Below are 23,733 nucleotides of genomic sequence, written 5' to 3' on the forward strand. Positions count from 1 at the left end.
CCTGCCGAGACCTGTCCTGCTAGGGCCCCGTCTACTGGGACGTGGGCTCCGTCTACTGGGACCCTCTGAACTGCGGCCCCTCCACGATCAGTCCGGCGACCAGCGCCCCCGACATCCCGGCGTGCGGAAGTCCGCCGCCGGGGTGGGACCAGCCGCCGACCCGGTAGAGCCCGGGCACGCGCGTGGTGTTCGCGGGATGCAGGAAACGGCCCTGCCCGGCGGCGAGCGAAGGCGCGGGCACGGCACCGAAGCGGGTGCCCGTCTCACCCTCCGTGTGCCGCGGGGTACGCACCTCGTGCCACAACAGGCGCTCCCGCAGCCCTGGTACGGCCCGTCCGGCGGCTTCCAGGAGGAAGTCCGTGTACCGCCGGACCGTGCCCTCGTCGTCCCAGTCGGCCTCGCCGGACAGCACGGCGGAGACCACCGCCGACTCGTGCTCGCCGTCGGGCGTGAGCGCGGGGTCGTCGGGGCGCAGCACCGTCACCGTGGGGCAGCGCGGCTCGTCGCCGCCGGGGGAGGCCAGGAGGTCCAACTCGGCCTCGCGGTCCGGGGCGTGGACCACCGTCCGGTGAACGGCCCCGTCCTCGCGCGGGCCGCGCAGGGCCAGCAGCAGCGTGCACCGCACCGGCCGGGACGAGTCCGCGTCGGCCCGCACATCGCCGTCCTCGTCCAGCGGACGCTCCGTCAGGGCCCGCAGCCGCGCGGGGTCGACGTCCGCCACGACATGGTCCGCGTCGACCATCGTCCCGTCGGCGAGCTCGATTCCCGCCGCCCGACCGTCCTTCTCCAGCACCCGGGTGACCTCGGCCCCGAAGACGAACTCGACCCTTCTCGCCACGCACCGCTCGTACACCGCGCGCGCCAACTCCCGTATGCCGCCCCGCACATACCAGGTGCCGAAGGCGTGCTCCATGTACGGCAGCACGGCCGCGCTCGCCGGTGCGGTCCGGGGATCGAGGCCGTAGGCGAGCGCGTGGCTCTCCAGAAGGGCCGTCAGGCGCTCGTCGCGCAGCTCCCAGGCGCCGATCTCGGCGAGGGTGCTCGCGCGCCGGGTGCGCAGGAGTTTCTTGTGCGGGACCGCCGGATAGGGCTCCTGGTCGGCCAGCACCGACCAGTTGGGCCACAGGGGCTCCTCCAGGAGGGGCCTGCGGGTGCGGTCCCAGGCCTCGCGGGCCCGGATCAGGAAGTCGCCCCAGCGCTCGCCTGCGCCGCCGCCCAGGGCCTCGTCCAGGGCCGTGACGACGCCCGCGCGGGAGGCGTTCGGCAGCGACACCTCCGTGCCGTCCGCGAAGACGTGCCGGGACGACGGGTCGACCTGGACCAGCTCGACCAGGTCCTCCAGCGGCTCCTTGCCGGTCTTGATGAACAGATCGCGGTGGACCGCGGGCACGGGCAGCAGACCGGGGCCGGTGTCGAAGGAGAACCCGTCCCGCTCGAAGCGGCGCACCGCACCGCCGTACGTCTCCGTACGCTCGTACACCGCCACCCGGTGGCCCGCGACGGCCAGCCGGGCAGCGGCCGCCATCGCGCCCATGCCGGCGCCGATCACCGCAATCCGTGCCATGCCTGCGACTTTATCGGCCGCCACTGACAGTCACGGCCGCGGGCATCACCAGGGATCTTGGTCCGGTGGCCGTCCGGGCGGGTGCCCCACCTGTGAGGCGAGCCGTTTCTCCTCCCGGCGCTGGGCTCTGCGGCGCAGGTAGCGCCGGATCCGGGAGACCAGGAAGAACAGGACCGTGAGCCCGGCCACCAGCAGCACGGCCGCGATGATCGCCGCCGCCTGGGGATGGAACATCGCGAACGAGACGATCCCGCCGACGCCGAGATCCTCCGCGAAGCTCATGATCACGTTGCTGAACGGCTCCGGCGAGGTGTTGATCGCCATCCGCGTCCCGGTCTTGACGGTATGGCTGGCCAGCGCCGACGAACCGCCGATCAGGCCCGCCACCACGTCGTTCATGGAACCGCTGTGGCCCGCGAGCACCGCCCCGACCCAGGCCCCGGCGGCCGGCCGGATCACCGTGTGCACGGAGTCCCACAGGGAGTCGAGGTAGGGGATCTTGTCGGCGACGGACTCGCACAGGAACAGGACGCCCGCTGTGATGAGGACCTCAGGGCGTTGCAGCGACTCGGGGACCGCGTCGGTCACTCCGGTCGCGCCGAAGATCCCGAGCAGCAGCACCACCGCGTACGCGTTGACGCCGCTGGCCCAGCCGCTGGTGAAGACCAGGGGGAGTACGGACACGGAGGCGATAGTAACCACTCGGCAACATGGCGTCCTGGGCCTGAGTGCGTACGGCTGAGTATCCGTACCTAGGGAGTGAGATGAGTACGCGCGCGGATGGGGCGCGACCTGCGCGAACGAGAGAGTAGGGGCACGGAAAGGGGCGCGGCTCCGGAACCGCCGACACGGGGCGGCGGAACGGGGCCCGCGCCCTTGGCCGCTCCTTCCGCCGGATTTCCGGCGGAAGCGAGGCACGGGGGAACCCTGGGACTGACCAACGGGGGTTCCAACAGGGGGAACGTACGGGGGAAGCACAAGGAGGCGCCGGTTCGAGGTGGCCCGCGGGGGACGCGGCCACAACGGACCGGCGCTTCTGCTTGTGACCTGTCGTCAGGTGTGACCTGTTGTCAGCGGCCGCCGCTGACCCGCCCCTGGAGCAGCCGGGACAGCGCCGCGTGGACGTCGTCCAGGGAGCGCTCCGGCTGGAACGACTGCCAGTCCAGGGCGGCCACCAGGACCATGCCGACCAGGGCGGCCGCCGTCAGCCGGACATCGATCTCGGGGCTGAACTCACCGCCCGCCACGCCCGCGTGCAGCACGTCCTCGATGGCCGCGTTCACCTGCTGGCGCACGACCATGAGCGTGGGCTGCCAGGAGCGGTTGGTGCGCCACAGCTCGGCCACGTAGAGCTGGGTGAAGGACGGGTAGCGGGCGATGAAGCCGAGGCCCGCGCGGATCATCGCGTCCAGGGCGTCGACCTTGCTGCCGCCGTCCCGGGCCGTCTGCTCGGCGGCCTCTCTCAGGGAGGCGGTGAGGAGGCCGACGCCGTGCCGCAGCAGCTCCTCGAAGAGAACGGACTTGCTGGCGAAGTTGTAGTAGACGGTGCCCTTCGCGACCCCGGCACGCTCGGCGATCTCGTCCACCGTGGTGGCGGAGAAGCCCTGTTCGGCGATGAGCGTGACGGCCGCCTCGTAGAGCTTCTGCCGGGTGGCCTCGCGGCGCGTGCTGCCGCCCGACGGGGTGCTGCTGCTTTCCATGGGCCTGATTGTCACAGGCCCGGTCCCCGCCTCGGGCACGGGTGCCGAGGTCCCGCGCGCGCTCACAGGCTCAGCTCCGGGTGCAGCCGGTCCAGCGTCCACACCTGGCGGCGGCGGGCCGACAGCGCGGTCAGCGCGAGCGCCCCCGCGGTGAAGGCGACGAGCACCACGCACGCGTGCCACACGGGTCCGAGGCCACCGCCCGTGATGAGCCTCCGTAGGGCCTCGACGACGTAACTCATCGGCAAGAAGGGGTGGATTGCGTTGAAGAAGCCGGGGCTGGTCTGCACCGGGTAGGTGCCGCCCGCCGACGTCAACTGGAGCATCAGCAGGGCGAGTACGAGGATCCGGCCCGCCGCCCCGAAGCGTGCGTTCAGCCACTGGACGATGGCCCCGAAGCACGCCGTCACGAGGAAGAGGAAGCCGATCGTGCCGGCCGCGCGCACCATCTCCAGGCCGATCGCCCAGTGCAGTACGGCCATCAGGGCCACCGTCTGGAGCACCCCGACCGCGACCACCGGCAGCCAGCCCGCGAGCGCGATCCGCCAGGCCGAGGCGCCGGCGGCGAGCGCGCGCCGGTTCATGGGCGCGATCAGCATGTAGGCCACCATCGCGCCCACCCACAGGGACAGCGGGATGAAGTACGGGGCGAATCCGGTGCCGTAGTTGGGCGCCTTGTGGAGGTCCTGGGAGGCCAGGTGGACCGGGTCGGACATGACCCCGGTGCGCTGGTCGCGGTCCTGCTTGTCGTAGTCCGGGATCTGCGCGGCGCCGTCGTGAAGGCCACCGGCCAGCTTCCCGGAGCCGTCGACGAGCTTGTACAGGCCGCCGCTGAGGTCCACCGCGCCGGTCTTCAGCTTGCCGACGCCGGTGTCCAGGTCGGTGGCGCCGGTGCTGGCCGTGCCGAGCCCGGCGTGCAGGGTCTTGGCGCCCGCGGCGACCTTCGAGGCACCGTCGTTCAGCTTGTCGACCTTGGCCACCGCGTCGTCGAGGTCCTCGGAGAGATGCGGGGCGTGGTCGGCGAGGGCCTGGGCCTGCGTCTGGAGCGTGGCCAGGTTCGCGTCGAGCTTCTTCAGGTCGCCGTGCTGATCGACGACCAGGGTGTTCACGTCGTCGGCGACCTTCGCCACATCGGAGGCGGCCGTAACGGCCTTCTTCAGGTCGGGGCAGGCGTCATCCTTCAGGACGACGCTTTCGCAGCGCGCCTTGTAGACCTTGTCCAGAGTGTCCGAGGCCGCGTGCGCGCCCTTGGCGGCGACCGGGGCCGTCTTCACCAGGACGTCGAGGTTGGCGCGGATCGTCTTGGCGGAATCGGCCACCAGTTGGGCGGTGTCCCCGATGGTCTTCTCGTTGTCCTTCAGGAAGGGGCCCGCCTTGTCGGCGACCCCGTTGACCGTGTCCGCGAGGGTCTGCGTCCCCGCCGCCACCTGCGCCGAGCCGTCCGCCAGGTTGCCCGCGCCCGTGTCGAGCTTCTTCAGGCCCTTGGAGAGCTTGCCACTGCCCTTCTTGGCGTCCCTCAGGCCGTCGGCGAGATCCTTGGAGCCCGCCTCGGCCGTCCCGATACCGCCCTTGAGCTTGTCGGCGCCGTCGGCCGCCTTCACGGTCTGCCCGTGGATGTCGGAGAACGACACGAAGATCCGGTCGAGGAAAGTCCGCGAGGCCTTCGTGGACGCGGCCGAGCGCACCTCGCTGAACACCGTCCGGGAGATCTGCCCGACGATGTAGTTGTTCGCGTCGTTCGTCCGCACCTGGAGCGCGCCCGTCTCCGGGGAGTCGCCCGCACTGGAGGAGACGCGTTTACTGAAGTCGGCCGGCATGGTCAACGACAGGTAGTACGTGCCGTCCTCGACGCCCTTCCGCGCGGCGGCCGCACTCACCTCGTGCCAGTCGAACGTCCCGCTGTCCCGCAGCCCCTTGGTGATGTCCTCGCCCGCGGTGACCTTCTTCCCGTCGGCACTCGCCCCCTTGTCGTCGTTGACGAGCGCCACGGGGATGCGGTCCAGGCGGCCGTACGGGTCCCAGAAGGACCACAGGTACAGGGCGCCGTAGAGCAGCGGCAGCAGCAGGAGGGCGACGAGCGCGGCGCGCGGCAGCTTCCCCCTGCCGAAGCGCTTGAGCTCAAGCGCGGCCAGTCGTGGCGTGTGCATCGGCCTTCTCCGTCCCCTCGGTGGACACCGCTACGACAGTCGTCCCGGAATCGGCGAGCGACCTCAACAAGTCCCAGATATCGGCCCGTTCGGCATCCGACAGCTTGAGATCGACGTCGTCGACCCCGAGCAGTGCCGGCCGCCCGATGAGCGCCAGCGCGATGGACAGCCGCAGCTCCTGCGGCCGTTCCAGATCCCGTACGGCGGTCCGCGCACCCTTGGGCAGCGCCTCGCGGTCGAGCCCGGCGGCGGTCAGCGCACGCTCGATCCGCAGGCCCGCCTCGACGGCCCGCTCGGAACGCGGGCGCAGCAGTCCGCGCACCGAGTCCCCGAACCGCCGTTGCAGCAGCGCCCGTTCGCGCAGATGCTCGCCGACGGTCAGTGCCGGTTCGAGGTCGGTGACCCCGGCGACATTGGCCAGCGCGCTGACCCGGCGTACGGCGGCCGCCTGCTTCGGGAGCGTCAACCCGCCCACGGCGACGGTCCCTTCGGACGCCTTCATCCGCCCGGTGAGCGCGAGCAGCAGGCTCGTACGCCCGGACCCGGACGGCCCTTCGACGGCGATCAGCGACCCGGGCCCTGCGTCCAGGGAGATCCCCCGGAACGCCCAGCCGCGCGGCCCCTCGACCCCGAAGTCCTCGGCCGTGACACCGACCCCACCCACGGTTCCCCGCCCCCTGCCCGCACAGCGAACTATTTGAACTGACTGGTCAGTGCAAAAAGTAACCCGAACCTTCGATCGAAGCAAAAGTGCAGGTCAGAACGGATTGTCAGTGCCATACCCCACGATGGGTCACATACGGCACTACCTGACTGGGCGTGCCGTCACACGACGACAGGAGGTTCGTCATGGCCAACTCGTCCGCAGCCGCCGCCCGTCGGCGCCGCGCCTCCGGCCCTGCCCCCTCACTGACCGGCCCGGCGAGCGACGTGCACCCCGTGCTCCGCCGGGCCACGGCCCCACCAGCCGCCCTCGACCTCCTCGCCCAGGCCCGCGCCGGACTGGACGAGGCAGCCGTCCTCGAGACGTCGAACGAGCGCTACGCGACAGCCCACCTGGCCGCCCTGCGCACCGCCGCCGCGGTCCTCGCCGCGCGCGTCCAGCCGGAGCCCACGGCCCGGCGCCGCGGCCGTATCCGCAGCGCCTGGGAAGTGCTCCCCGAGATAGCGCCCGAACTCACCGAGTGGAGCGCCCTGTTCGCCTCCGGCGCCCGGCGCCGCGCGCGGGCCGAGGCGGGCATCCAGGGCGCGGCGACCCGCCGGGACGCCGACGACCTCATACGCGACGTGGCGATGTTCCTGCGCCTGGTCGAGCGCATGCTCGTCCTCCAGCCGGTCCTGCCCCAGCCACGCCAGGACCCGGAGCGGCCGGGGGACCGCGCGGGGTGAGCAGCGCCCCAAAGGGGCGCGGGGCTGTGTCGATATGCGGCTCCGCCGCGTGCGCGCGACCAGCCCCCACCGGCCGGCAGGTTGATCACCGCTCCCACCAGCGGAGCGCTTCCCCGCGAGACACATGACCAGGTACGGCACCGGAGGCAATAGGGTGGAAGGCGCCTGAAGCCTTCCCCCTCCGTCCGCACCCGGGCCGGGGGAGGCAGCCCGTTCGCTCCGCCGTGCACAGGCGGTGCCGCGCCGAGGAGTCAACTGCCGTGTCGGACCCGAGCCGCCCCCGCGCCTCCCTCCGTACCGCCGTGGTCTGGGACGTCCTTCAGGACGCCCTCGACCGCCGGGTCAAGGCCACGGGGCGGGACGCGCTGGACGTCCTCGACACCGGAGGCGGCAGCGGCAACTTCGCGGTGCCCGTCGCCCGCCTCGGGCACCGCGTCACCGTCGTCGACCCCAGCCCGAACGCGCTGTTCGCACTGGAGCGCCGCGCCGCCGAGGCCGGTGTCGCCGACCGTGTGCAGGGCGTCCAGGGCGACGCGCACGGCCTCTTCGACGTGGTCGAGCGCGGCGGCTACGACGCGGTGCTGTGCCACGGCGTCCTGGAGTACGTGGACGACCCCGCCGAGGGCGTCCGCACCGTGGTGGCCGCGCTGCGCCCCGAGGGCGTCCTCAGCCTTCTCGCAGCCGGGCTCGGCGGTGCCGTGCTCGCGCGCGCCCTGGCCGGCCACTTCAAGGAGGCCCGGCAGGCCCTCGACGACCCGAACGGCCGCTGGGGCGAGGCCGATCCCGTCCCGCACCGTTTCACCGCCGAGCAGCTCGCCGCGTTCGTCGAGGGCGCGGGCCTGGACGTCGGCGCCGTGCACGGGGTGCGGGTCTTCGCCGACCTGGTGCCCGGAGTGCTCGTGGACACCGAGCCCGGCGCCCTGGACGCGCTGCTGAAGCTGGAGGCCGCGGCGGCCGAACTCCCGGCGTTCCACTCCGTGGCCACGCAGCTTCATGTGCTCGGCGAGACGCGGGGTGCCAGCGAGGCGTGAGTGGCCTCCCGCGCCGGACCCCTGATCAGGGGCTCGACAGCACATGGAGTACGCCACAGGCCCCCCGATCGGGGGCCCGGCGCCGTATGATCGAGGGAGACCGCCCGGCATGACGGGACGGCTCCTGGGGAATGGAAGCCTCAGCGAGTCGGAACGGCCATGACGGGTTCCGGTTGGCCAATTGGCGTAGAGGGGCGGGTTTCACGGGGGCGATTCCCTGCCTATCCTGAAGGGACCCCCCGGGTCGCCCCGGCGACTGCACGATGAGGAGGACTCCGTGCCGCTCTCGGAGCACGAGCAGCGAATGCTTGAGCAGATGGAGCGAGCGCTGTACGCCGAAGACCCCAAGTTCGCGACAGCGCTCGAAGGAAGCGGCCTGCGCACGTACACCCGGCGACGGGTCTACCAAGCAGTGGCCGGCTTCCTCGTAGGTATCGCGCTCCTCATCGCCGGCATGGTCACGCTGCAGATTTGGGTCAGCGTGGTGGGATTCCTCGTCATGCTGGGCTGTGCGGTTCTCGCCGTGACCGGTTGGCGCAAGGCCCCCAAGCCTGGCGAACAGCCCGCCGCAGGCGCTCCGCAGGCCCGCAGCCAGGGACGGCAGCGGCGCTCGGTGATGGATCGTATCGAGCAGCGCTGGCAGCGCCGCCGCGACGAGCAACAGGGCGGCCAGTAGCAGCACCCGGCCCCGCGCGAGCAGCACACGCGGCGCTCCTCGAAGACGAGTGAGGGGGTGACCACCGGACCGGTGGTCACCCCCTCCCGTATGCCCTAGCCCTGCTGCCCGGACGGCTTGCGCAGGGTCGGCCGCAGCGCCGCCGCCCGTGCCGTCACCGACGTCCGCCAGGCCGACAGCGCCCACACCACCCGGACGGTCGAGCGCGGGGCGACCAGTGCGCGCAGCCGCGTGGAGCGGCCGGCCGTGTCCTGGAACCCGACGACCACCCGCCGCACGTCCTGGGCGAGCCCCGCCGCGAGCTGCGGCCGGGGCGCGTACAGGACCTGCTCCACGGCGTCCGCCACCCGGTGCACCGAGGCGGCCGACGGCGGGTCGAGATGCCCGAGGTCCACGATCCGCGCCGCCGCTCTGCGCGGGGTCAGCGAATCGTCGGGCGAGATCCCGAAGTCCCAGGCGGTATCGGTCAGTTCCTCCCACACGGCCAGCGTGTGGAGGGCCGCCTCGGACTCCGTACGACCGTGCGCGCCCAGCCGTACGGACCGCATCCGGGTCCGCCACAGCATCGGCGAGAACGGGATCGTCAGCAGCAGGAGCGCGCCAAGGCCCAGCGTCACCATCTGCACGTACCACCAGGGGCCGCGCGGGTCGCCGCCCGCCGCGATCGCCGGGGCCTGGCTCGCGCAGCCGTCCAGCTTCCGCAGCTGGGCCGTGCAGCTCTCGCTCGCCGAGGGGGCCGCGGAGGGCGCCGTGCTCGTCGAGGCCGAGGGGAGGGCCGGGTCCGGGACATCGCTGCCGGGGGTGGTCGACTGGGTGTACGACGGCACCGAGCCCCGGTTGGGGGTCGGCTCGAAGCGGGTCCAGCCCACGCCCTCGAAGTACAGCTCGGGCCAGGCGTGCGCGTCCTTCAGGCCCACGGACACCGTGCCGTCCGCCTCCGGGGTGCCCGGGGCGAAGCCCACCGCGACCCGGGCCGGGATGCCCAGGGTGCGGGCCATCGCCGCCATCGCGAAGGAGAAGTGGACGCAGAAGCCCTGCTTGTCCTTCAGGAACTTGGCGATCGCGTCACGGCCGGTGCCGACGTCCACCTGGGTGTCGTACTGGAAGCCGCCGGTCACCGCGAAGTAGTCCTGGAGCTTGACCGCCTCCTCGTAGTGACTGGTCGAGCCCGCGGTGACCTTGCGGGCCGTGTCGGCCACCACCGAGGGCAGCGACTTGGGCACCTTCGTGTACTGGTTCCGCAGGGTCGCCGACGGCTCCGGTGCCGTGGCCAGCTGCTCCGCGGTCGGCTGTACGTCCAGGCTGTTGACCGTGTAGGTCGCGCCCCGCGTGTTCTGGCCGTGGTCGCCCACGACCGTCATGCCCACGGGTTCGTAGCGCCAACTGCCGTCGATGCTCACGTGGCTGGGCGGGTACGGCATCGGCAGCCAGTCCTGGGCGTACCAGTCCGCGGCCGAGATCCGGGTCTGGATCTCCGAGCGCTTGATGTCGGCGCCGAGGCCGGTCGGGGTGGGGAACTGGTTCGGCACACCCTGGATGTGCCGCTGGGACGGCTTCCAGGTGGTGCCGTCGAAGTCGTCCAGGGACACGATCCGCAGATACATGTCCGAGATGTCGTTCGTGTTGGTGCGCACGGACAGGACCTGGCGGTTCTCGTCCACGTTCAGGCTGTCGCGGAGCGAGACCAGCGGGTTGACCGCGGAGATCGTGCCGCCGCTTCCGTTGCCCGAGCCCACGCCGGTCCCGGCGGCGTCCAGCAGGCCGCCCGAGATGGTGGGCAGCGGCAGCAGGGCGATGGCCATCGCGACCGCGCCGATCCGCCGCCCGGTGCGGACCGGGGCGAGCGGGCCCGAGGAGTCCGAGCCAGGGGTGGTGCGCGGTGCCCCGCCGAAGACGCGGCCCCACTGCGCGAGCCGGTCCCGGCCCTCGGCCAGCAGCAGCATCAGGTAGCCGGCGGCGGCGAGCAGGAACCACAGCCAGCTGACACTGCTCTCGGACAGTCCGGCGGCGACCGAGTACAGCGCGAGCAGCGGCAGTCCGGCCGGGGCCGCGCTGCGGAAGGTGACGGCCAGGGTGTCCACCGCGAGACCGATCACCAGGACACCGCCGATGAGCATGAGGCGGATGCCGTCGTGCAGCGGTGCCGGGATCGCGTACCGGGAGACGTCGTCGGAGCCCTCCCGCAGCAGGTCCGCGAAGTGCTGGAAGGCCTCGGGACCCGGGACGAACCCGGCGAGGGCCTGCGCGTGCGCGAAGACCAGGGTCAGCATCAGCAGCGTGACCAGGGCCTGCGCCGCGACGGTCAGCGGCCTGGCCAGCGGCACCCGGCGGGTCGCCGCGCCGACGCCGGTCTGGATCGCCAGCATGAAGGCGGCCTGGATGATCCAGGTCGCCGGGGAGACCAGGGGCAGCATCGCGCAGGACGCCAGCAGTGTGGCCACCCAGGCGCAGATCGCCAGTCGTGCGCGCCCGCTCATGCCCATCCCTCCCCGAGGCCGGTCGCGGTGATGCCGTTGCGCTCCCGGTCGGCCTGTTGCCACAGATCGGTCAGGGACGCGCCGCGCGGCACGCCCACAGCGGTCCAGCCCGCGTCGCGCAGCATCCGCAGCCGCTCCTCGGGCTCGTCCCCGGGACCGGGGACGTCGGTCGACTCACGCACCCAGCCGTCGCTGTCCAGCACGAAGGCGAGGGCGCCCCCGCTGCGCTGGCGCATCCGCGCGACCACCGCGGCCTGTTCCTCGTCCAGGTCGCCGAAGAAGGCCACCAGCAGCCCTTCGTTCCCGCTGCGCAGGACGTCGTAGGCGCGGGACAGGCCCGAGCCGTCCGAGTGGTCGATCACCGCGAGGGTGTCCATCATCAGCCCGGCCGCGTCCGCCGACTCCTGGCTCGCGCCCGCGAACCCGTCGGCGTCCTGGCCCGGCACCGAGTTGCCGGTGTCGCTCAACAGCCGTACGGAGAAGCCCCGTTCCAGCATGTGCACCAGGACGGAGGCGGCGCCGGAGACGGCCCACTCGAAGGCGGAGTCCGGGCCCTGGCCCGCGAAGGCGATGCCCCGGGTGTCGAGCAGGACCGTGCAGCGGGCGCGCTGGGGCTGCTCCTCGCGGCGCACCATCAGCTCGCCGTAGCGCGCGGTGGAGCGCCAGTGCACGCGGCGCAGGTCGTCGCCGTAGCGGTAACCGCGCGGGATCACGTCGTCCTCGCCCGCCAGGGCCAGCGAGCGGTTGCGGCCGTCGCCGTAGCCCTTGGCCTCGCCGCTGAGGCGGACCGGGGGGAGGGCCTCCACGCGCGGGATGACCGTGAGGGTGTCGAAGGTCGAGAAGGAGCGGGTCAGTTCGCACATCCCGAAGGGGTCCGTCAGGCGGAGCTGGAGCGGGCCCAGGGGGTAGCGCCCGCGCAGGTCGGAGCGGACCCGGTAGGACACCTCGCGCCGGCCGCCCGCCTCGACCCGGTCCAGCACGAAGCGGGGGCGCGGGCCGAGCACGTACGGCACCCGGTCCTGGAGCATCAGCAGGCCCGTGGGCAGCCGCGAGACGTTGTCCATCCGGAGATGGACGCGGGCCTCGGAGCCGGCGGGCACGCGCGCGGGGGAGAGCCTGCGGCTGCCCGCGACCCGGTAGCGGGTGCGGTAGAGCACGGTCGCGCAGACCAGGGGCAGCACCGCCAGCAGCAGTCCGACCCGGAGCAGATCGCTCTGCCCCAGGACGTACGCGCAGACCGCGGCGGCGATACCGGCGGCCAGGAAGGAGCGTCCACGGGTCGTCAGCCCGGCCAGGGCCGTACGGACACCGCCCTTCTCGTCCCGGTCGGTCTCCGCCTCCCCGGTGGACATCACAGCCTCCGGGGCTGCTGCTGCCCGTACCCGCCGAGACCCAGGCCGCTCTGCGGGGTCGGCGCCGAGGGCACGGGGGTGCGCTGGAGGATCTCCTGGACGACCTGCTCCGCCGTACGACGGTTCAGCTGGGCCTGTGCGGTGGGCAGCAGGCGGTGCGCCAGGACCGCGACCGCGAGCGCCTGGATGTCGTCCGGCAGGGCGTACTCACGGCCGCTCAGGGCGGCGGAGGCCTTCGCCGCGCGCAGCAGGTGCAGCGTCGCGCGCGGGGAGGCGCCGAGTCTGAGATCGGGGTGGTTGCGCGTGGCGGAGACCAGGTCCACCGCGTACCTGCGCACCGGGTCGGCGACATGGACGCCCCGGACCGCCTCGACCAGCTTGACGATGTCGTGCGCGTGGGCCACGGGCTGGAGGTCGTCCAGCGGGCTGACCCCGCCGTGGATGTCCAGCATCTGCAGCTCGGCCTCCGCGCTGGGATAGCCGATGGAGACCCGGGCCATGAAACGGTCGCGCTGCGCCTCGGGCAGCGGATAGGTGCCCTCCATCTCGACCGGGTTCTGCGTGGCGACCACCATGAAGGGGCTGGGGAGCTCGTAGGTCTGGCCGTCGATGGTGACCTGGCGCTCCTCCATGGACTCCAGGAGCGCGGACTGGGTCTTCGGCGAGGCGCGGTTGATCTCGTCGCCGATCACGATCTGGGCGAAGATCGCGCCCGGTTTGAACTCGAAGTCCCGCTGCTGCTGGTCCCAGATGGACACACCGGTGATGTCCGAGGGCAGCAGGTCGGGCGTGAACTGGATTCGCCGCACCGAACAGTCGATCGACCGCGCCAGCGCCTTGGCCAGCATTGTCTTGCCCACACCCGGAACGTCCTCGATCAGAAGATGTCCCTCGGCGAGCAGCACGGTCAGCGAAAGCCGTACGACCTCGGGCTTGCCCTCGATCACTCCTTCCACCGAACTGCGGACTCGCTCCACAGTGGCGGTCAGATCTGTAAGGCTCGCTCGATCGTCATAGGTCGTCACCCGGCCCTCCTCGGCCCGTTCTTTCCATGGGCCGGCGCACGCACTGCGGACCGGCCCACCCCGAAACACGGACACCGCGCGGAAAAAGTTCCGCGCGACGCCACACCCGCATTCTTGTTGCCGTTACCGGTTCGTGTCACTCGCCTGTGGACAACTGCCTTCGCTTTGTCGGGTCTTACGACCTTTTGGGCGGTCCGAGGGGCGAACTTTTCGAAGTTTCGGGGCGGGCGGGTGCGTCAGGCGGGGTCGATCTCGCGCAGCAGACCCGACTTCACGTCGAAGACGAAGCCGCGCACATCATCAGTGTGCAGCAGGAACGGCGAGGTGCGCACACGCTGCATGGACTGCCGTACGTCCTGCTCGACGTCCCGGAAGGCCTCCACCGCCCAGGCGGGGCGCTGGCCGACCTCCATCTCCAGGTCGTGCCGGAACTCCTCGGTGAGGGACTCCAGACCGCAGCCGGTGTGGTGGATGAGCACGACACTGCGGGTGCCGAGCGCCCGCTGGCTGATGGTGAGGGAGCGGATCACGTCGTCGGTGACCACACCGCCCGCGTTGCGGATGGTGTGGCAGTCGCCCAGTTCCAGGCCGAGCGCGGCGTGCAGGTCGAGACGGGCGTCCATGCAGGCGACCACGGCCACCTGCAGAACGGGACGGGCGTCCATCCCGGGATCGGTGAAGGCGGCGGCGTACCGCCCGTTGGCCTCGACGAGGCGGTCCGTCACGGTCCCGCCGTCGGTTATGGCGCCTTCGGACTCTGTGGGTACGGATGCGGAGGTCGTCATACCTATGACGGTACTGGTCACCGGCGGTGCGGTCTTGGTGCGGGACGGGAAAAAGAGCGTCATTGCGTCCTCTTGTGAGGTAACCCACACGGGTGGCGGGGGTGCGCCCGTCCGGGTGATTCTTCCCGTTTTGACGCTTCGCACGCACCCGGGCCCGCGACGCGCAGGCCGGTTGATTGACCGTGAGACAGCGTGGACTAAAGTTGCGCGAGCCGGGAGGCGAGGCTCTCCCTGCTGGACTTTTCCCGGAGACGCCGGCGACTTTCCGGATTCTCCCCACGTGCGCGGCGCGTACGTACGGCTCGGCCTCCTCCCGCTCCCGGTCGGCTGACGCTTTCGGCGCCGGCAGGCTTCCCCTTCAACAGCGGGCGGGGACCCGGCGGTGCGTAGGGCCCGTGCCGGATCTGAGAGGGCCCCTTGAGCCAGAGTCGACACGTCCCGGTGATGCTCCAGCGGTGCCTGGACATGTTGGCCCCCGCGCTGGAGCGGCCGGGCGCGGTCGTCGTCGACTGCACCCTCGGCCTCGGCGGGCACAGCGAGGCCCTGCTGACCCAGTTCCCCGAGGCCCGCCTCGTCGCCCTCGACCGCGACAAGGAGGCCCTGCGCCTCTCCGGCGAGCGCCTCGCCCCCTTCGGGGACAGGGCCACCCTCGTGCACGCCGTCTACGACGAACTGCCCGACGTACTGGACCGCCTGGGCATCCCGCGCGTGGAGGGCGTCCTGTTCGACCTCGGCGTCTCCTCCATGCAGCTCGACGAGGCCGACCGCGGCTTCGCCTACGCCCAGGACGCCCCCCTCGACATGCGCATGGACCAGACGACCGGCATCAGCGCCGCCGAGGTCCTCAACACCTACGCGCCCGGTGAACTCGTCCGCATCCTGCGGGCGTACGGCGAGGAGAAGCAGGCCAAGCGGATCGTCTCCGCGGTCGTCCGGGAGCGTGACAAGGAGCCGTTCAGCAACAGCGCGCGGCTCGTCGAGCTGATCCGCGACTCGCTGCCGCAGGCCGCCAAGCGCACCGGCGGCAACCCGGCCAAGCGCACCTTCCAGGCGCTGCGCATCGAGGTCAACGGCGAACTGTCCGTCCTGGAGAGCGCGATCCCCGCCGCCGTGAAGTCCCTTGCCGTGGGCGGCCGGATCGCCGTCCTGTCGTACCACTCGCTCGAAGACCGCCTGGTCAAGCAGGTGTTCGCGGCCGGCGCCGCCAACACCGCGCCTCCTGGGCTGCCTGTTGTGCCCGAGCAGTACCAGCCCCGGCTCAAGCTCCTGACGCGCGGTGCCGAACTTCCCACCGAGGAAGAGGTCGCCGAGAACCGGCGAGCGGCACCCGCGCGGCTGCGGGGGGCCGAGCGCATCAGGGAGGACATCGGGTGAGTACGTACCAAGTGAGTGCGGGGTGCGTGAGTGAGTAGGAAACCCGAACTGAGGGGCAGGGCCGCCCGTCTCGCGCGGCTCTTCCCGACCGGGCCCGCGCAGGCGAACGGGATCCAGGCGGCCCGTACCCCGTTCGTCCTCCTTGTCGTCCTCCTCCTGGGCGGCGGCCTGATCGCGCTGCTCGTGCTGAACTCCGCGCTCAGCGAAGGGCAGTTCAAGCTGGACGACCTCCAGAAGCAGACGAAGAGCCTCACCGACGAGGAGCAGGCGCTCCAGCGGGACGTCGACGCGTACTCCGCCCCCGACGCCCTCCAGCGCCGCGCCCACGAGCTGGGCATGGTGCCCGGCGGGGACCCCGCCTTCCTCGACCCGAACGGCACCGTGAAGGGTGTCCCGGAACAGGCCGCCGCGAAGACCGTGAGCACACCGGCGGTCCTCGCCCCCGAAGCACTCGTCAGCAGGCCGAGCCCGAGCCCCAGTTCGAGCCCGGCCCCCACGGCCGCCGTACCGGCACCGGCCCCCGCGGCCACCCCGGTCGCGACCCGGACCGCTACAACCCATACCTCCACCGCGCAGTCATCCACAGCACAGTCCTCCACCCCGACAATCCCCGGCAGGTGACGGAAGTGTCCGACAGGGAACCGCCGCGCCGCCGAGTGCCAGGACCGGCCAGGCCCGAACGCCCCGAGGGCGGTAACGCCCCCCGGCGCCGCCCCGGGCCCGGTGCCCGCCCGGCCCGCCGCCCGGCATCTCCTCCGCCCTCGGCTCGCCCGGCGGGCCCCCGCTCCCTCCGGCTCGGCAGCCCGCGCCCCCGGCTGCGCATGATCAGCCTCGCGCTGACCCTCGTCCTGATCGCGTTCGTCGTACGACTGCTCCAGGTGCAGGCCGTCGACGCGAGCGCGTACGCCGCCAAGGCCGCGCAGAACCGGTACGTCGACTACGTCCTGGCCGCCGAGCGCGGTGAGATCACCGACCGTTCCGGGGTGGCGCTGGCGACCAGCGTGGACGCGTACACGATCACCGCCGACCCGACGCTGTTCACCCGCAAGCAGCTGAAGATCGACGACGGGCCCGAGCAGGCGGCCGCCCTCCTCGCCCCGATCCTCGGCGTGGACCAGGCCTCCCTCGTCAAGAAGCTCAGGCCCGCGAACAAGAACCTGCGCTACGTGGTGCTCGCCAACCGGCAGACCCCGCAGGTCTGGAAGCAGATCAAGGACCTGAAGAGCGCGCTGAACACGAAGGCCTCGACCGACCCGACCACGGTCAATGTCATCGCCGGTGTCCTCGCCGTCCCCACCACCAAGCGCGTGTACCCGAACGGCGATCTCGCCGCCGGGATACTGGGCTGGGTCAACGCCGACGGCAAGGGCGGCGGCGGGGTCGAGCAGCAGCTGAACAAGGACCTCACCGGCAAGGACGGCAAGGTCCGCTACGCCCAGTCCGGCGGTCTCCAGGTGCCCACCGCGGGCTCCACGGAGACACCGGCGGTGCCCGGTTCCGACGTGGAGCTGACGATCGACCGCGACATCCAGTGGGCCGCGCAGAACGCCATCACCGAGCAGGTCAAGAAGTCCAAGGCGGACCGCGGGTACGTGATAGTGCAGGACACTCGCACCGGCGAGATCCTCGCCATGGCCAACGCGCCCGGCTTCGACCCGAACGACCTCGCGCAGGCCAACGCGGCCTCCCTGGGCAACGCGGCCGTCCAGGACGCCTACGAACCCGGCTCCACCGCCAAGGTCATGACGATGGCCGCCGTGCTCCAGGAGAACGCGGCCACCCCGCTGACGCATGTCGTCGTGCCGAACCGGCTGCACCGGGGCGACCGGCTCTTCCAGGACGACGTGGACCACGCGACCTGGAACCTCACCCTCAACGGCGTGCTCGCCAAGTCCAGCAACATCGGGACCATCGAGGCGGCCGGCCAGCTCGGCAAGACCCAGCCCGAGGCCAACCAGGTCCTGTACTCGTATCTGCGCAAGTTCGGCATCGGCAGCTACAGCGGGCTGAACTTCCCCGGCGAGACCAAGGGCATCCTCGCGCCCGCCGACAAGTGGTCGACCTCGCAGCAGTACACGATTCCTTTCGGCCAGGGCATGTCCCTCAACGCACTCCAGGCGGCCTCCGTGTACTCGACGGTCGCCAACGGCGGAGTCCGCGTCGAGCCCACCCTGGTGCGCGGCACGAAGGGGCCCGACGGCCGCTTCACGCCCGCGGCGACGCCCAAGAAGACCCGGGTCATCAGTGCGAAGACGGCGAAGACCCTCGCCCAGATGCTGGAGTCCGTGGTGGACGACGAGCAGGGCACGGGCGGTAAGGCCGCGATTCCCGGGTACCGGGTCGCGGGCAAGACCGGCACCGCCAACCGCGTGGATCCGGCCACCGGCAAGTACAAGGGCTACACCTCGTCGTTCGCCGGGTTCGCGCCCGCCGACAACCCCCGCATCACCGTCTACTGCGCGATCCAGAACGCCACCAGCGGAAGCTACTTCGGCGGTCAGATCTGCGGACCGATCTACAAGCAGGTGATGGAGTTCGCCCTCAAGACCCTCCAGGTCCCGCCCACCGGGGCGAAGGCCGCGAATCTGCCCGTGACCTTCACGCCCTGATCAGCGCAACAGCCAGGAACCGATCCGTGACCATGATCACCTCTCAGTCCGGGAACCAGGGCCAGCAGGACAGCAGGCCCCGCCCCTCACTTCGCTCCGGGGCGGGTGCGCCCGGTACGCTCACCGCCGTGCCACCCGCCGATCAGTCCCAAACCCCCCAGAAGGGCGCATCCGTGACCTACCCGGGGCCGCCCAGGCCGGCGCGGATCTCCGCCACACCCCTCGCGGAACTCGCCGACGAACTGGGCGCCGCCGAGCCGGTGCCGACCGCCGAGATCACGGGCATCACCCATGACTCGCGCGCCGTCCGCCCCGGCGACCTGTACGCCGCGCTGCCCGGCGCCCGCCTGCACGGCGCCGACTTCGTCACGCAGGCGGCAGGCCTCGGCGCCGCAGCCGTCCTGACGGACCCGGCCGGCGCCGACCGCGCGGCCGCGACAGGCCTGCCCGTACTGGTCGTAGAGGACCCGCGCGGGCAGATGGGCGAGCTGGCGGCGACCATCTACGGCCACCCCGGCCGCGATCTGCTCCAGATCGGCATCACCGGGACGTCCGGCAAGACCACCACCGCGTACCTGGTGGAGGGCGGCCTGAAAACGGTCCGGTCCACCGGTCTGATCGGCACGGTCGAGACGCGCATCGGCGACGAGCGCATCAAGTCGGAGCGCACGACCCCCGAAGCCACCGATCTCCAGGCCCTGTTCGCGGTCATGCTGGAGCGCGGGGTCGACGCGGTCGCGATGGAGGTCTCCAGCCACGCGCTTGTCCTCGGCCGGGTCGACGCCTGCATCTTCGACATCGCGGTCTTCACCAACCTCAGCCCGGAACACATGGAGTTCCACACGGGCATGGAGGACTACTTCCAGGCCAAGGCCCAGCTGTTCACCCCGCTGCGCAGCCGCCAGGGCGTGGTCAACCTCGACGACGCGTACGGCCGCAGGCTCGCCGCCGAGGCCACGGTCCCCGTGGTCACCTACTCCGCCGAGGGCCACCCGGACGCCGACTGGCGCGCCGAGGACGTCGAAGTCGGCCCGATGGACTCGACGTTCACCGCGGTCGGCCCCAAGGGCGAGCTGATCACGGCCCGTTCACCGCTCGCCGGCTCCTTCAACGTGGCCAACACCCTCGCCGCGATCGCCGCCCTGGCCACCGCGGGCCTCGACCCGCAGCTCGCCGCCGACGGCATCGCCGCGGTGCCGGGCGTGCCGGGCCGCCTGGAGCGCGTGGACGCCGGCCAGCCGTATCTCGCGGTCGTCGACTACGCCCACAAGACGGACGCCGTCGAATCGGTCCTGCGCGCGCTGCGCAAGGTCACCGAGGGCAAGGTGCACGTCGTGCTCGGCTGCGGCGGGGACCGGGACAAGACCAAGCGCGAGCCGATGGGCGCCGCTGTCGCCCGGCTCGCCGACACCGCCGTACTGACCTCCGACAACCCCCGCTCCGAGGACCCCCTCGCGATCCTCGCGACCATGCTCCAGGGGGCCGCGTCGGTGCCCGCGCACGAGCGTGGCGAGGTCCAGGTCTTCGAGGACCGGGCCGCCGCCATCGCCGCCGCCGTCGCCCGCGCACAGCCGGGCGACACCGTGCTGGTCGCGGGCAAGGGCCACGAGCAGGGCCAGGACATCGCCGGAGTGGTCCGTCCCTTCGACGACCGCCAGGTGCTTCGCGAAGCTATCCAGAAGACCCAGGGATGAACTTGTGATCGCCCTCTCCCTCGCCGAGATCGCAGAAGTCGTCGGCGGGCAGACGCACGACATACCGGATCCGTCCGTCCAGGTCACCGGTTCGGTGGTCCGCGACTCCCGGGAAGTGGAACCCGGCAGCCTCTTCGTCGCCTTCGTCGGCGAGCACGTCGACGGCCACGACTTCGCGGAAGCGGTCGTCGAGGCGGGCGCGGTGGCCCTGTTGGCGTCCCGCCCGGTCGGCGTCCCCGCGATCGTCGTGGACGACGTCCAGAGCGCCCTGGGCGCCCTCGCCCGTCATGTCGTACGACGGCTCGGCGCGACCCTCGTGGCCCTCACCGGCTCGGCGGGCAAGACCAGCACCAAGGACCTCATCGCGCAGGTGCTCGCGCGCAAGGCGCCCACGGTGTTCACGCCGGGATCGTTGAACAATGAGATCGGGCTGCCGCTGACCGCGCTGAGCGCCACCGCCGAGACAAGGTTCCTCGTCCTGGAGATGGGCGCCCGCGGCATCGGTCACATCCGCTACCTCGCGGATCTGACGCCTCCGAAGATCGGCCTCGTCCTCAACGTCGGCACCGCCCACATCGGCGAGTTCGGCGGCCGGGAGCAGATCGCACAGGCAAAGGGTGAACTCGTAGAAGCCCTCCCTTCAGTTGAAGAAGGCGGCGTCGCGGTCCTCAACGCGGACGATCCGCTCGTACGGGCCATGGCGTCCCGTACGCAGGCGAAGGTGATCCTTTTCGGAGAGTCCGGCGAAGCGGACGTACGGGCCGAGAACGTGAGACTCACGGACAGCGGACAGCCCGCCTTCAGCCTTCACACACCCTCCGGGTGCAGCGAAGTGACCATGCGCCTGTACGGTGAGCACCACGTGTCGAACGCGCTCGCCGCGGCCGCCGTCGCCCATGAGCTGGGCATGTCCGCAGACGAGATCGCCACCGCGCTCTCCGAGGCGGGCTCCCTCTCCCGCTGGCGGATGGAGGTCACCGAGCGACCGGACGGCGTGACCATCGTCAACGACGCCTACAACGCGAACCCCGAGTCCATGCGAGCCGCCTTGCGCGCGCTCGCGGCCATGGGCAGGGAACGCAGGACGTGGGCGGTGCTCGGCAAGATGGCCGAGCTCGGGGACGAGGCGCTCGCCGAGCACGACGCGGTCGGACGGCTGGCCGTCCGGCTCAATGTCGGCAAGCTCGTCGCGGTCGGGGGCAGGGAAGCGTCCTGGCTGCAACTGGGCGCATATAACGAGGGTTCGTGGGGTGAGGAGTCGGTGCACGTGTCCGACGCACAGGCGGCGGTCGACCTGTTGCGCAGCGAGTTGCGCCCGGGAGACGTCGTTCTCGTGAAGGCGTCCCGGTCGGTCGGGCTCGAGAGCGTGGCGCAGGCGCTCATCGAGACCGGTGCCGAGGGTGAGGTTGCCGCCCGATGATGAAGCAGATCCTGTTCTCAGGAGTCATCGGCCTGTTCCTGACCCTGGTGGGCACCCCGCTGCTGATCAAGCTGCTGGCCCGCAAGGGCTACGGCCAGTACATCCGTGACGACGGCCCGCGCGAGCACGCCAGCAAGCGCGGTACGCCGACGATGGGCGGTATCGCGTTCATCTTCGCGACGGTCGCCGCCTACTTCCTGTCCAAGGTCATCACCGGTTACACGCCGACCTATTCGGGTCTGCTGGTGCTCGGTCTGATGGTGGGCATGGGCCTGGTCGGCTTCCTGGACGACTACATCAAGATCGTCAAGCGCCGTTCGCTGGGCCTGCGGGCCAAGGCGAAGATGGCCGGCCAGCTGATCGTCGGCATCAGCTTCGCGGTGCTCGCCCTGCAGTTCAAGGACGCCAGCGGCAACACCCCGGCCTCGACGAAGCTGTCCTTCATCACGGACTTCGGGTGGAACATCGGCCCGATCCTGTTCGTGATCTGGGCGCTGTTCATGATCCTCGCGATGTCGAACGGCGTGAACCTGACGGACGGTCTGGACGGCCTGGCCACCGGCGCCTCGGTGCTGGTCTTCGGCGCCTACACCTTCATCGGTGTCTGGCAGTTCCAGGAGTCCTGCGCCAACGCGCAGACCCTGACCAACCCGAACGCCTGCTTCGAGGTGCGCGATCCGCTCGACCTCGCGGTCATCGCCTCCGCGCTGATGGGTGCCTGCCTGGGCTTCCTGTGGTGGAACACCTCACCGGCCAAGATCTTCATGGGGGACACCGGTTCGCTGGCCCTCGGCGGTGTGCTGACGGGTCTGGCGATCCTCTCCCGCACCGAGCTGCTGGTCGCCATCATGGGTGGTCTGTTCGTCCTCATCACGATGTCGGTGGTCATCCAGGTCGGCTCGTTCAAGCTCACCGGCAAGCGGGTCTTCCGCATGGCTCCGCTCCAGCACCACTTCGAACTCAAGGGCTGGTCCGAAGTGCTCGTGGTGGTCCGTTTCTGGATCATCCAGGGCATCTGCGTGATCGTCGGCCTGGGCCTCTTCTACGCGGGATGGGCAGCGGAAAAGTGACCGACGGTCAGGGTCCCTCCTTCGAGGGCAAGCACGTCACCGTCGCCGGGCTCGGTGTCTCCGGCATCCCGGCGGCCAAGGTCCTGCACGGCCTCGGCGCGCTCGTCACAGTCGTGAACGACGGCGACGACGAGCGCTCCCGGGCCCAGGCGGCCGACCTGGAGGCGCTCGGCATCACCGTGCGCCTCGGCGACGGGGCGACCCTGCCCGACGGCACCGGACTGATCGTCACCACCCCCGGCTGGCAGCCCGACAAGCCGCTGTTCACGGCGGCGCGTGAGGCGGGTGTTCCGGTGTGGGGGGACGTGGAGCTGGCCTGGCGCCTGCGCGGCCCCGGGGCGGCCCCCTGGCTGGCCGTCACCGGCACCAACGGCAAGACCACCACCGTCCAGATGCTCGCCTCGATCCTGAAGGCGGGCGGCCTGCGCACGGCGGCGGTCGGCAACATCGGCGTCTCGGTCCTGGACGCCGTACTCGGGGACGAGCGGTACGACGTCCTCGCCGTGGAACTGTCGAGCTATCAGCTGCACTGGGCGCCCTCGCTGCGCGCCCACTCCGCCGCCGTTCTCAACCTGGCGCCCGATCACCTCGACTGGCACGGCTCGATGGAGGCGTACGCCGCCGACAAGGGCCGTATCTACGAAGGCAATCAGGTCGCCTGCGTCTACAACGTCGCCGACAAGGCCACCGAGGAACTCGTCCGCGAGGCCGACGTGGAGGAGGGGTGCCGGGCGATCGGCTTCACCCTCGGCAGTCCCGCGCCGTCCCAACTCGGCGTCGTGGACGGCATTCTGGTGGACCGTGCCTTCGTCGAGGACCGGCAGAAGAACGCGCAGGAACTCGCCGAGGTGTCGGACGTCAATCCGCCCGCCCCGCACAACATCGCCAACGCCCTTGCCGCCGCCGCCCTCGCGCGCGCCTTCGGGGTGCCCGCCAAGGCCGTACGGGACGGGCTGCGGGTCTTCACGCCCGACGCGCACCGCATCGCGCACGTGGCCGATGTGGACGGCGTCGCGTACATCGACGACTCCAAGGCCACCAACACCCATGCGGCGGAAGCCTCGTTGGCGGCCTACGAGTCGATCGTGTGGATCGCGGGCGGCCTCGCCAAGGGCGCGACCTTCGACGAACTCGTCGCCAAGTCGGCGAAGCACCTTCGGGGTGTGGTGCTGATCGGCGCCGATCGCGCGCTGATCCGCGAAGCCCTCGCGCGACACGCGCCGGAAGTACCCGTCGTCGACCTCGACCGGACCGACACTGGGGCGATGCTCGCGGCTGTCCAGGAGGCACAGCGGCTCGCCGCCGCCGGCGACACGGTGCTGCTCGCCCCGGCCTGCGCCTCCATGGACATGTTCGCCAACTACAACAAGCGCGGTGACGCGTTCGCCACGGCGGTTCGCGAACTCGGCGCCTGACCGAC

The 23,733-nt window shown here is 71.3% G+C and carries 19 protein-coding genes; 10 read left to right on the top strand and 9 right to left on the bottom strand.

The genetic code is table 11. From position 1 onward, the window contains the following. Window positions 1-52: 52 nt before the first annotated feature. From OO69_RS32485 to OO69_RS32505, 5 genes are all read right to left on the bottom strand, one after another. The gene (locus tag OO69_RS32485) at window positions 53-1,564 is read right to left on the bottom strand and encodes a phytoene desaturase family protein (protein WP_199811076.1); all 1,512 of its coding nucleotides are present in this window, start codon (window positions 1,562-1,564) and stop codon (window positions 53-55) included. Between the two features lie 45 nt (window positions 1,565-1,609). Further along, entirely contained in the window at window positions 1,610-2,248 is a 639-nt protein-coding gene (locus OO69_RS32490) for a DUF4126 domain-containing protein (RefSeq protein ID WP_033284444.1), read from the bottom strand. A 386-nt stretch (window positions 2,249-2,634) separates the two neighbouring features. Beyond that, on the bottom strand, window positions 2,635-3,264 hold the full coding sequence (locus tag OO69_RS32495; protein WP_033284445.1) for a TetR/AcrR family transcriptional regulator: 630 nt from the start codon (window positions 3,262-3,264) through the stop codon (window positions 2,635-2,637). A gap of 62 nt (window positions 3,265-3,326) precedes the next feature. Continuing rightward, window positions 3,327-5,411, bottom strand: coding sequence for a YhgE/Pip family protein (locus tag OO69_RS32500; RefSeq protein WP_033284446.1), 2,085 nt, complete (start codon window positions 5,409-5,411; stop codon window positions 3,327-3,329). After that, window positions 5,383-6,075, bottom strand: coding sequence for an ABC transporter ATP-binding protein (locus OO69_RS32505; RefSeq protein ID WP_033284447.1), 693 nt, complete (start codon window positions 6,073-6,075; stop codon window positions 5,383-5,385). The genes OO69_RS32500 and OO69_RS32505 overlap by 29 nt, the downstream gene beginning before the upstream one ends. 185 nt (window positions 6,076-6,260) lie before the next feature. On the opposite strand from OO69_RS32505, the gene OO69_RS32510 reads away from it, so the two are divergent. The 3 genes from OO69_RS32510 to OO69_RS32520 all read left to right on the top strand — a co-directional run bounded on the left by OO69_RS32510 (window position 6,261) and on the right by OO69_RS32520 (window position 8,507). Beyond that, a complete protein-coding gene (locus OO69_RS32510; RefSeq protein ID WP_033284448.1) occupies window positions 6,261-6,800 on the top strand; it encodes an SAV_6107 family HEPN domain-containing protein in 540 nt (179 codons plus the stop codon). A gap of 260 nt (window positions 6,801-7,060) precedes the next feature. After that, on the top strand, window positions 7,061-7,831 hold the full coding sequence (locus OO69_RS32515; protein ID WP_033284449.1) for a methyltransferase: 771 nt from the start codon (window positions 7,061-7,063) through the stop codon (window positions 7,829-7,831). A gap of 277 nt (window positions 7,832-8,108) precedes the next feature. Beyond that, window positions 8,109-8,507 carry a DUF3040 domain-containing protein gene (locus OO69_RS32520; protein ID WP_033284450.1) on the top strand — a complete coding sequence of 133 codons (399 nt, stop codon included), beginning with the start codon at window positions 8,109-8,111 and terminating at the stop codon, window positions 8,505-8,507. A gap of 95 nt (window positions 8,508-8,602) precedes the next feature. Here OO69_RS32520 and OO69_RS32525 read toward each other — a convergent pair whose 3' ends face one another. The 4 genes from OO69_RS32525 to OO69_RS32540 form a co-directional block, all read right to left on the bottom strand. Further along, window positions 8,603-10,984: a transglutaminase TgpA family protein gene (locus tag OO69_RS32525; RefSeq protein WP_033284451.1), complete on the bottom strand. Its 2,382-nt coding sequence runs from the start codon at window positions 10,982-10,984 to the stop codon at window positions 8,603-8,605. Continuing rightward, window positions 10,981-12,336 (bottom strand): DUF58 domain-containing protein, encoded by a 1,356-nt coding sequence (locus tag OO69_RS32530; protein ID WP_033284452.1) that lies wholly within the window; start codon window positions 12,334-12,336, stop codon window positions 10,981-10,983. Before OO69_RS32530 ends, OO69_RS32525 begins: the two co-directional genes overlap by 4 nt. Beyond that, window positions 12,336-13,361, bottom strand: coding sequence for an AAA family ATPase (locus OO69_RS32535; protein ID WP_033284453.1), 1,026 nt, complete (start codon window positions 13,359-13,361; stop codon window positions 12,336-12,338). Before OO69_RS32535 ends, OO69_RS32530 begins: the two co-directional genes overlap by 1 nt. Window positions 13,362-13,597: 236 nt before the next feature. After that, window positions 13,598-14,146: a beta-class carbonic anhydrase gene (locus OO69_RS32540; protein WP_033284515.1), complete on the bottom strand. Its 549-nt coding sequence runs from the start codon at window positions 14,144-14,146 to the stop codon at window positions 13,598-13,600. A 417-nt stretch (window positions 14,147-14,563) separates the two neighbouring features. Here OO69_RS32540 and rsmH point away from each other — a divergent pair, with 417 nt between their 5' ends. From rsmH to murD, 7 genes are all read left to right on the top strand, one after another. Then, a complete protein-coding gene (gene rsmH, locus OO69_RS32545; RefSeq protein ID WP_078652663.1) occupies window positions 14,564-15,520 on the top strand; it encodes a 16S rRNA (cytosine(1402)-N(4))-methyltransferase RsmH in 957 nt (318 codons plus the stop codon). A gap of 30 nt (window positions 15,521-15,550) precedes the next feature. Next, a complete protein-coding gene (locus OO69_RS32550; protein ID WP_033284455.1) occupies window positions 15,551-16,141 on the top strand; it encodes a membrane protein in 591 nt (196 codons plus the stop codon). A 5-nt stretch (window positions 16,142-16,146) separates the two neighbouring features. After that, entirely contained in the window at window positions 16,147-18,129 is a 1,983-nt protein-coding gene (locus tag OO69_RS32555) for a peptidoglycan D,D-transpeptidase FtsI family protein (RefSeq protein ID WP_324604572.1), read from the top strand. 173 nt (window positions 18,130-18,302) lie between these two features. After that, entirely contained in the window at window positions 18,303-19,823 is a 1,521-nt protein-coding gene (locus OO69_RS32560; protein ID WP_033284516.1) for a UDP-N-acetylmuramoyl-L-alanyl-D-glutamate--2,6-diaminopimelate ligase, read from the top strand. Between the two features lie 4 nt (window positions 19,824-19,827). Next, a complete protein-coding gene (locus OO69_RS32565; RefSeq protein WP_033284457.1) occupies window positions 19,828-21,243 on the top strand; it encodes a UDP-N-acetylmuramoyl-tripeptide--D-alanyl-D-alanine ligase in 1,416 nt (471 codons plus the stop codon). Next, the gene (gene mraY / locus OO69_RS32570) at window positions 21,240-22,313 is read left to right on the top strand and encodes a phospho-N-acetylmuramoyl-pentapeptide-transferase (protein WP_078652664.1); all 1,074 of its coding nucleotides are present in this window, start codon (window positions 21,240-21,242) and stop codon (window positions 22,311-22,313) included. The genes OO69_RS32565 and mraY overlap by 4 nt, the downstream gene beginning before the upstream one ends. Then, window positions 22,295-23,728: a UDP-N-acetylmuramoyl-L-alanine--D-glutamate ligase gene (gene murD, locus OO69_RS32575; RefSeq protein ID WP_051801336.1), complete on the top strand. Its 1,434-nt coding sequence runs from the start codon at window positions 22,295-22,297 to the stop codon at window positions 23,726-23,728. Before mraY ends, murD begins: the two co-directional genes overlap by 19 nt. Window positions 23,729-23,733: the final 5 nt, after the last annotated feature.

The organism is Streptomyces sp. NRRL F-525, from assembly GCF_000716605.1.
In the GTDB taxonomy this organism is placed as follows: domain Bacteria; phylum Actinomycetota; class Actinomycetes; order Streptomycetales; family Streptomycetaceae; genus Streptomyces.

Bases quoted from the DNA above. Each gene is read 5' to 3' on its own strand.
- murD (WP_051801336.1), top strand. From the start codon at position 22,295: ATGGGCAGCGGAAAAGTGACCGACGGTCAGGGTCCCTCCTTCGAGGGC.
- OO69_RS32500 (WP_033284446.1), bottom strand. From the start codon at position 5,411: ATGCACACGCCACGACTGGCCGCGCTTGAGCTCAAGCGCTTCGGCAGG.
- OO69_RS32530 (WP_033284452.1), bottom strand. From the start codon at position 12,336: ATGTCCACCGGGGAGGCGGAGACCGACCGGGACGAGAAGGGCGGTGTC.
- OO69_RS32510 (WP_033284448.1), top strand. From the start codon at position 6,261: ATGGCCAACTCGTCCGCAGCCGCCGCCCGTCGGCGCCGCGCCTCCGGC.
- OO69_RS32525 (WP_033284451.1), bottom strand. From the start codon at position 10,984: ATGAGCGGGCGCGCACGACTGGCGATCTGCGCCTGGGTGGCCACACTG.
- OO69_RS32495 (WP_033284445.1), bottom strand. From the start codon at position 3,264: ATGGAAAGCAGCAGCACCCCGTCGGGCGGCAGCACGCGCCGCGAGGCC.
- OO69_RS32485 (WP_199811076.1), bottom strand. From the start codon at position 1,564: ATGGCACGGATTGCGGTGATCGGCGCCGGCATGGGCGCGATGGCGGCC.
- OO69_RS32540 (WP_033284515.1), bottom strand. From the start codon at position 14,146: ATGACGACCTCCGCATCCGTACCCACAGAGTCCGAAGGCGCCATAACC.
- mraY (WP_078652664.1), top strand. From the start codon at position 21,240: ATGATGAAGCAGATCCTGTTCTCAGGAGTCATCGGCCTGTTCCTGACC.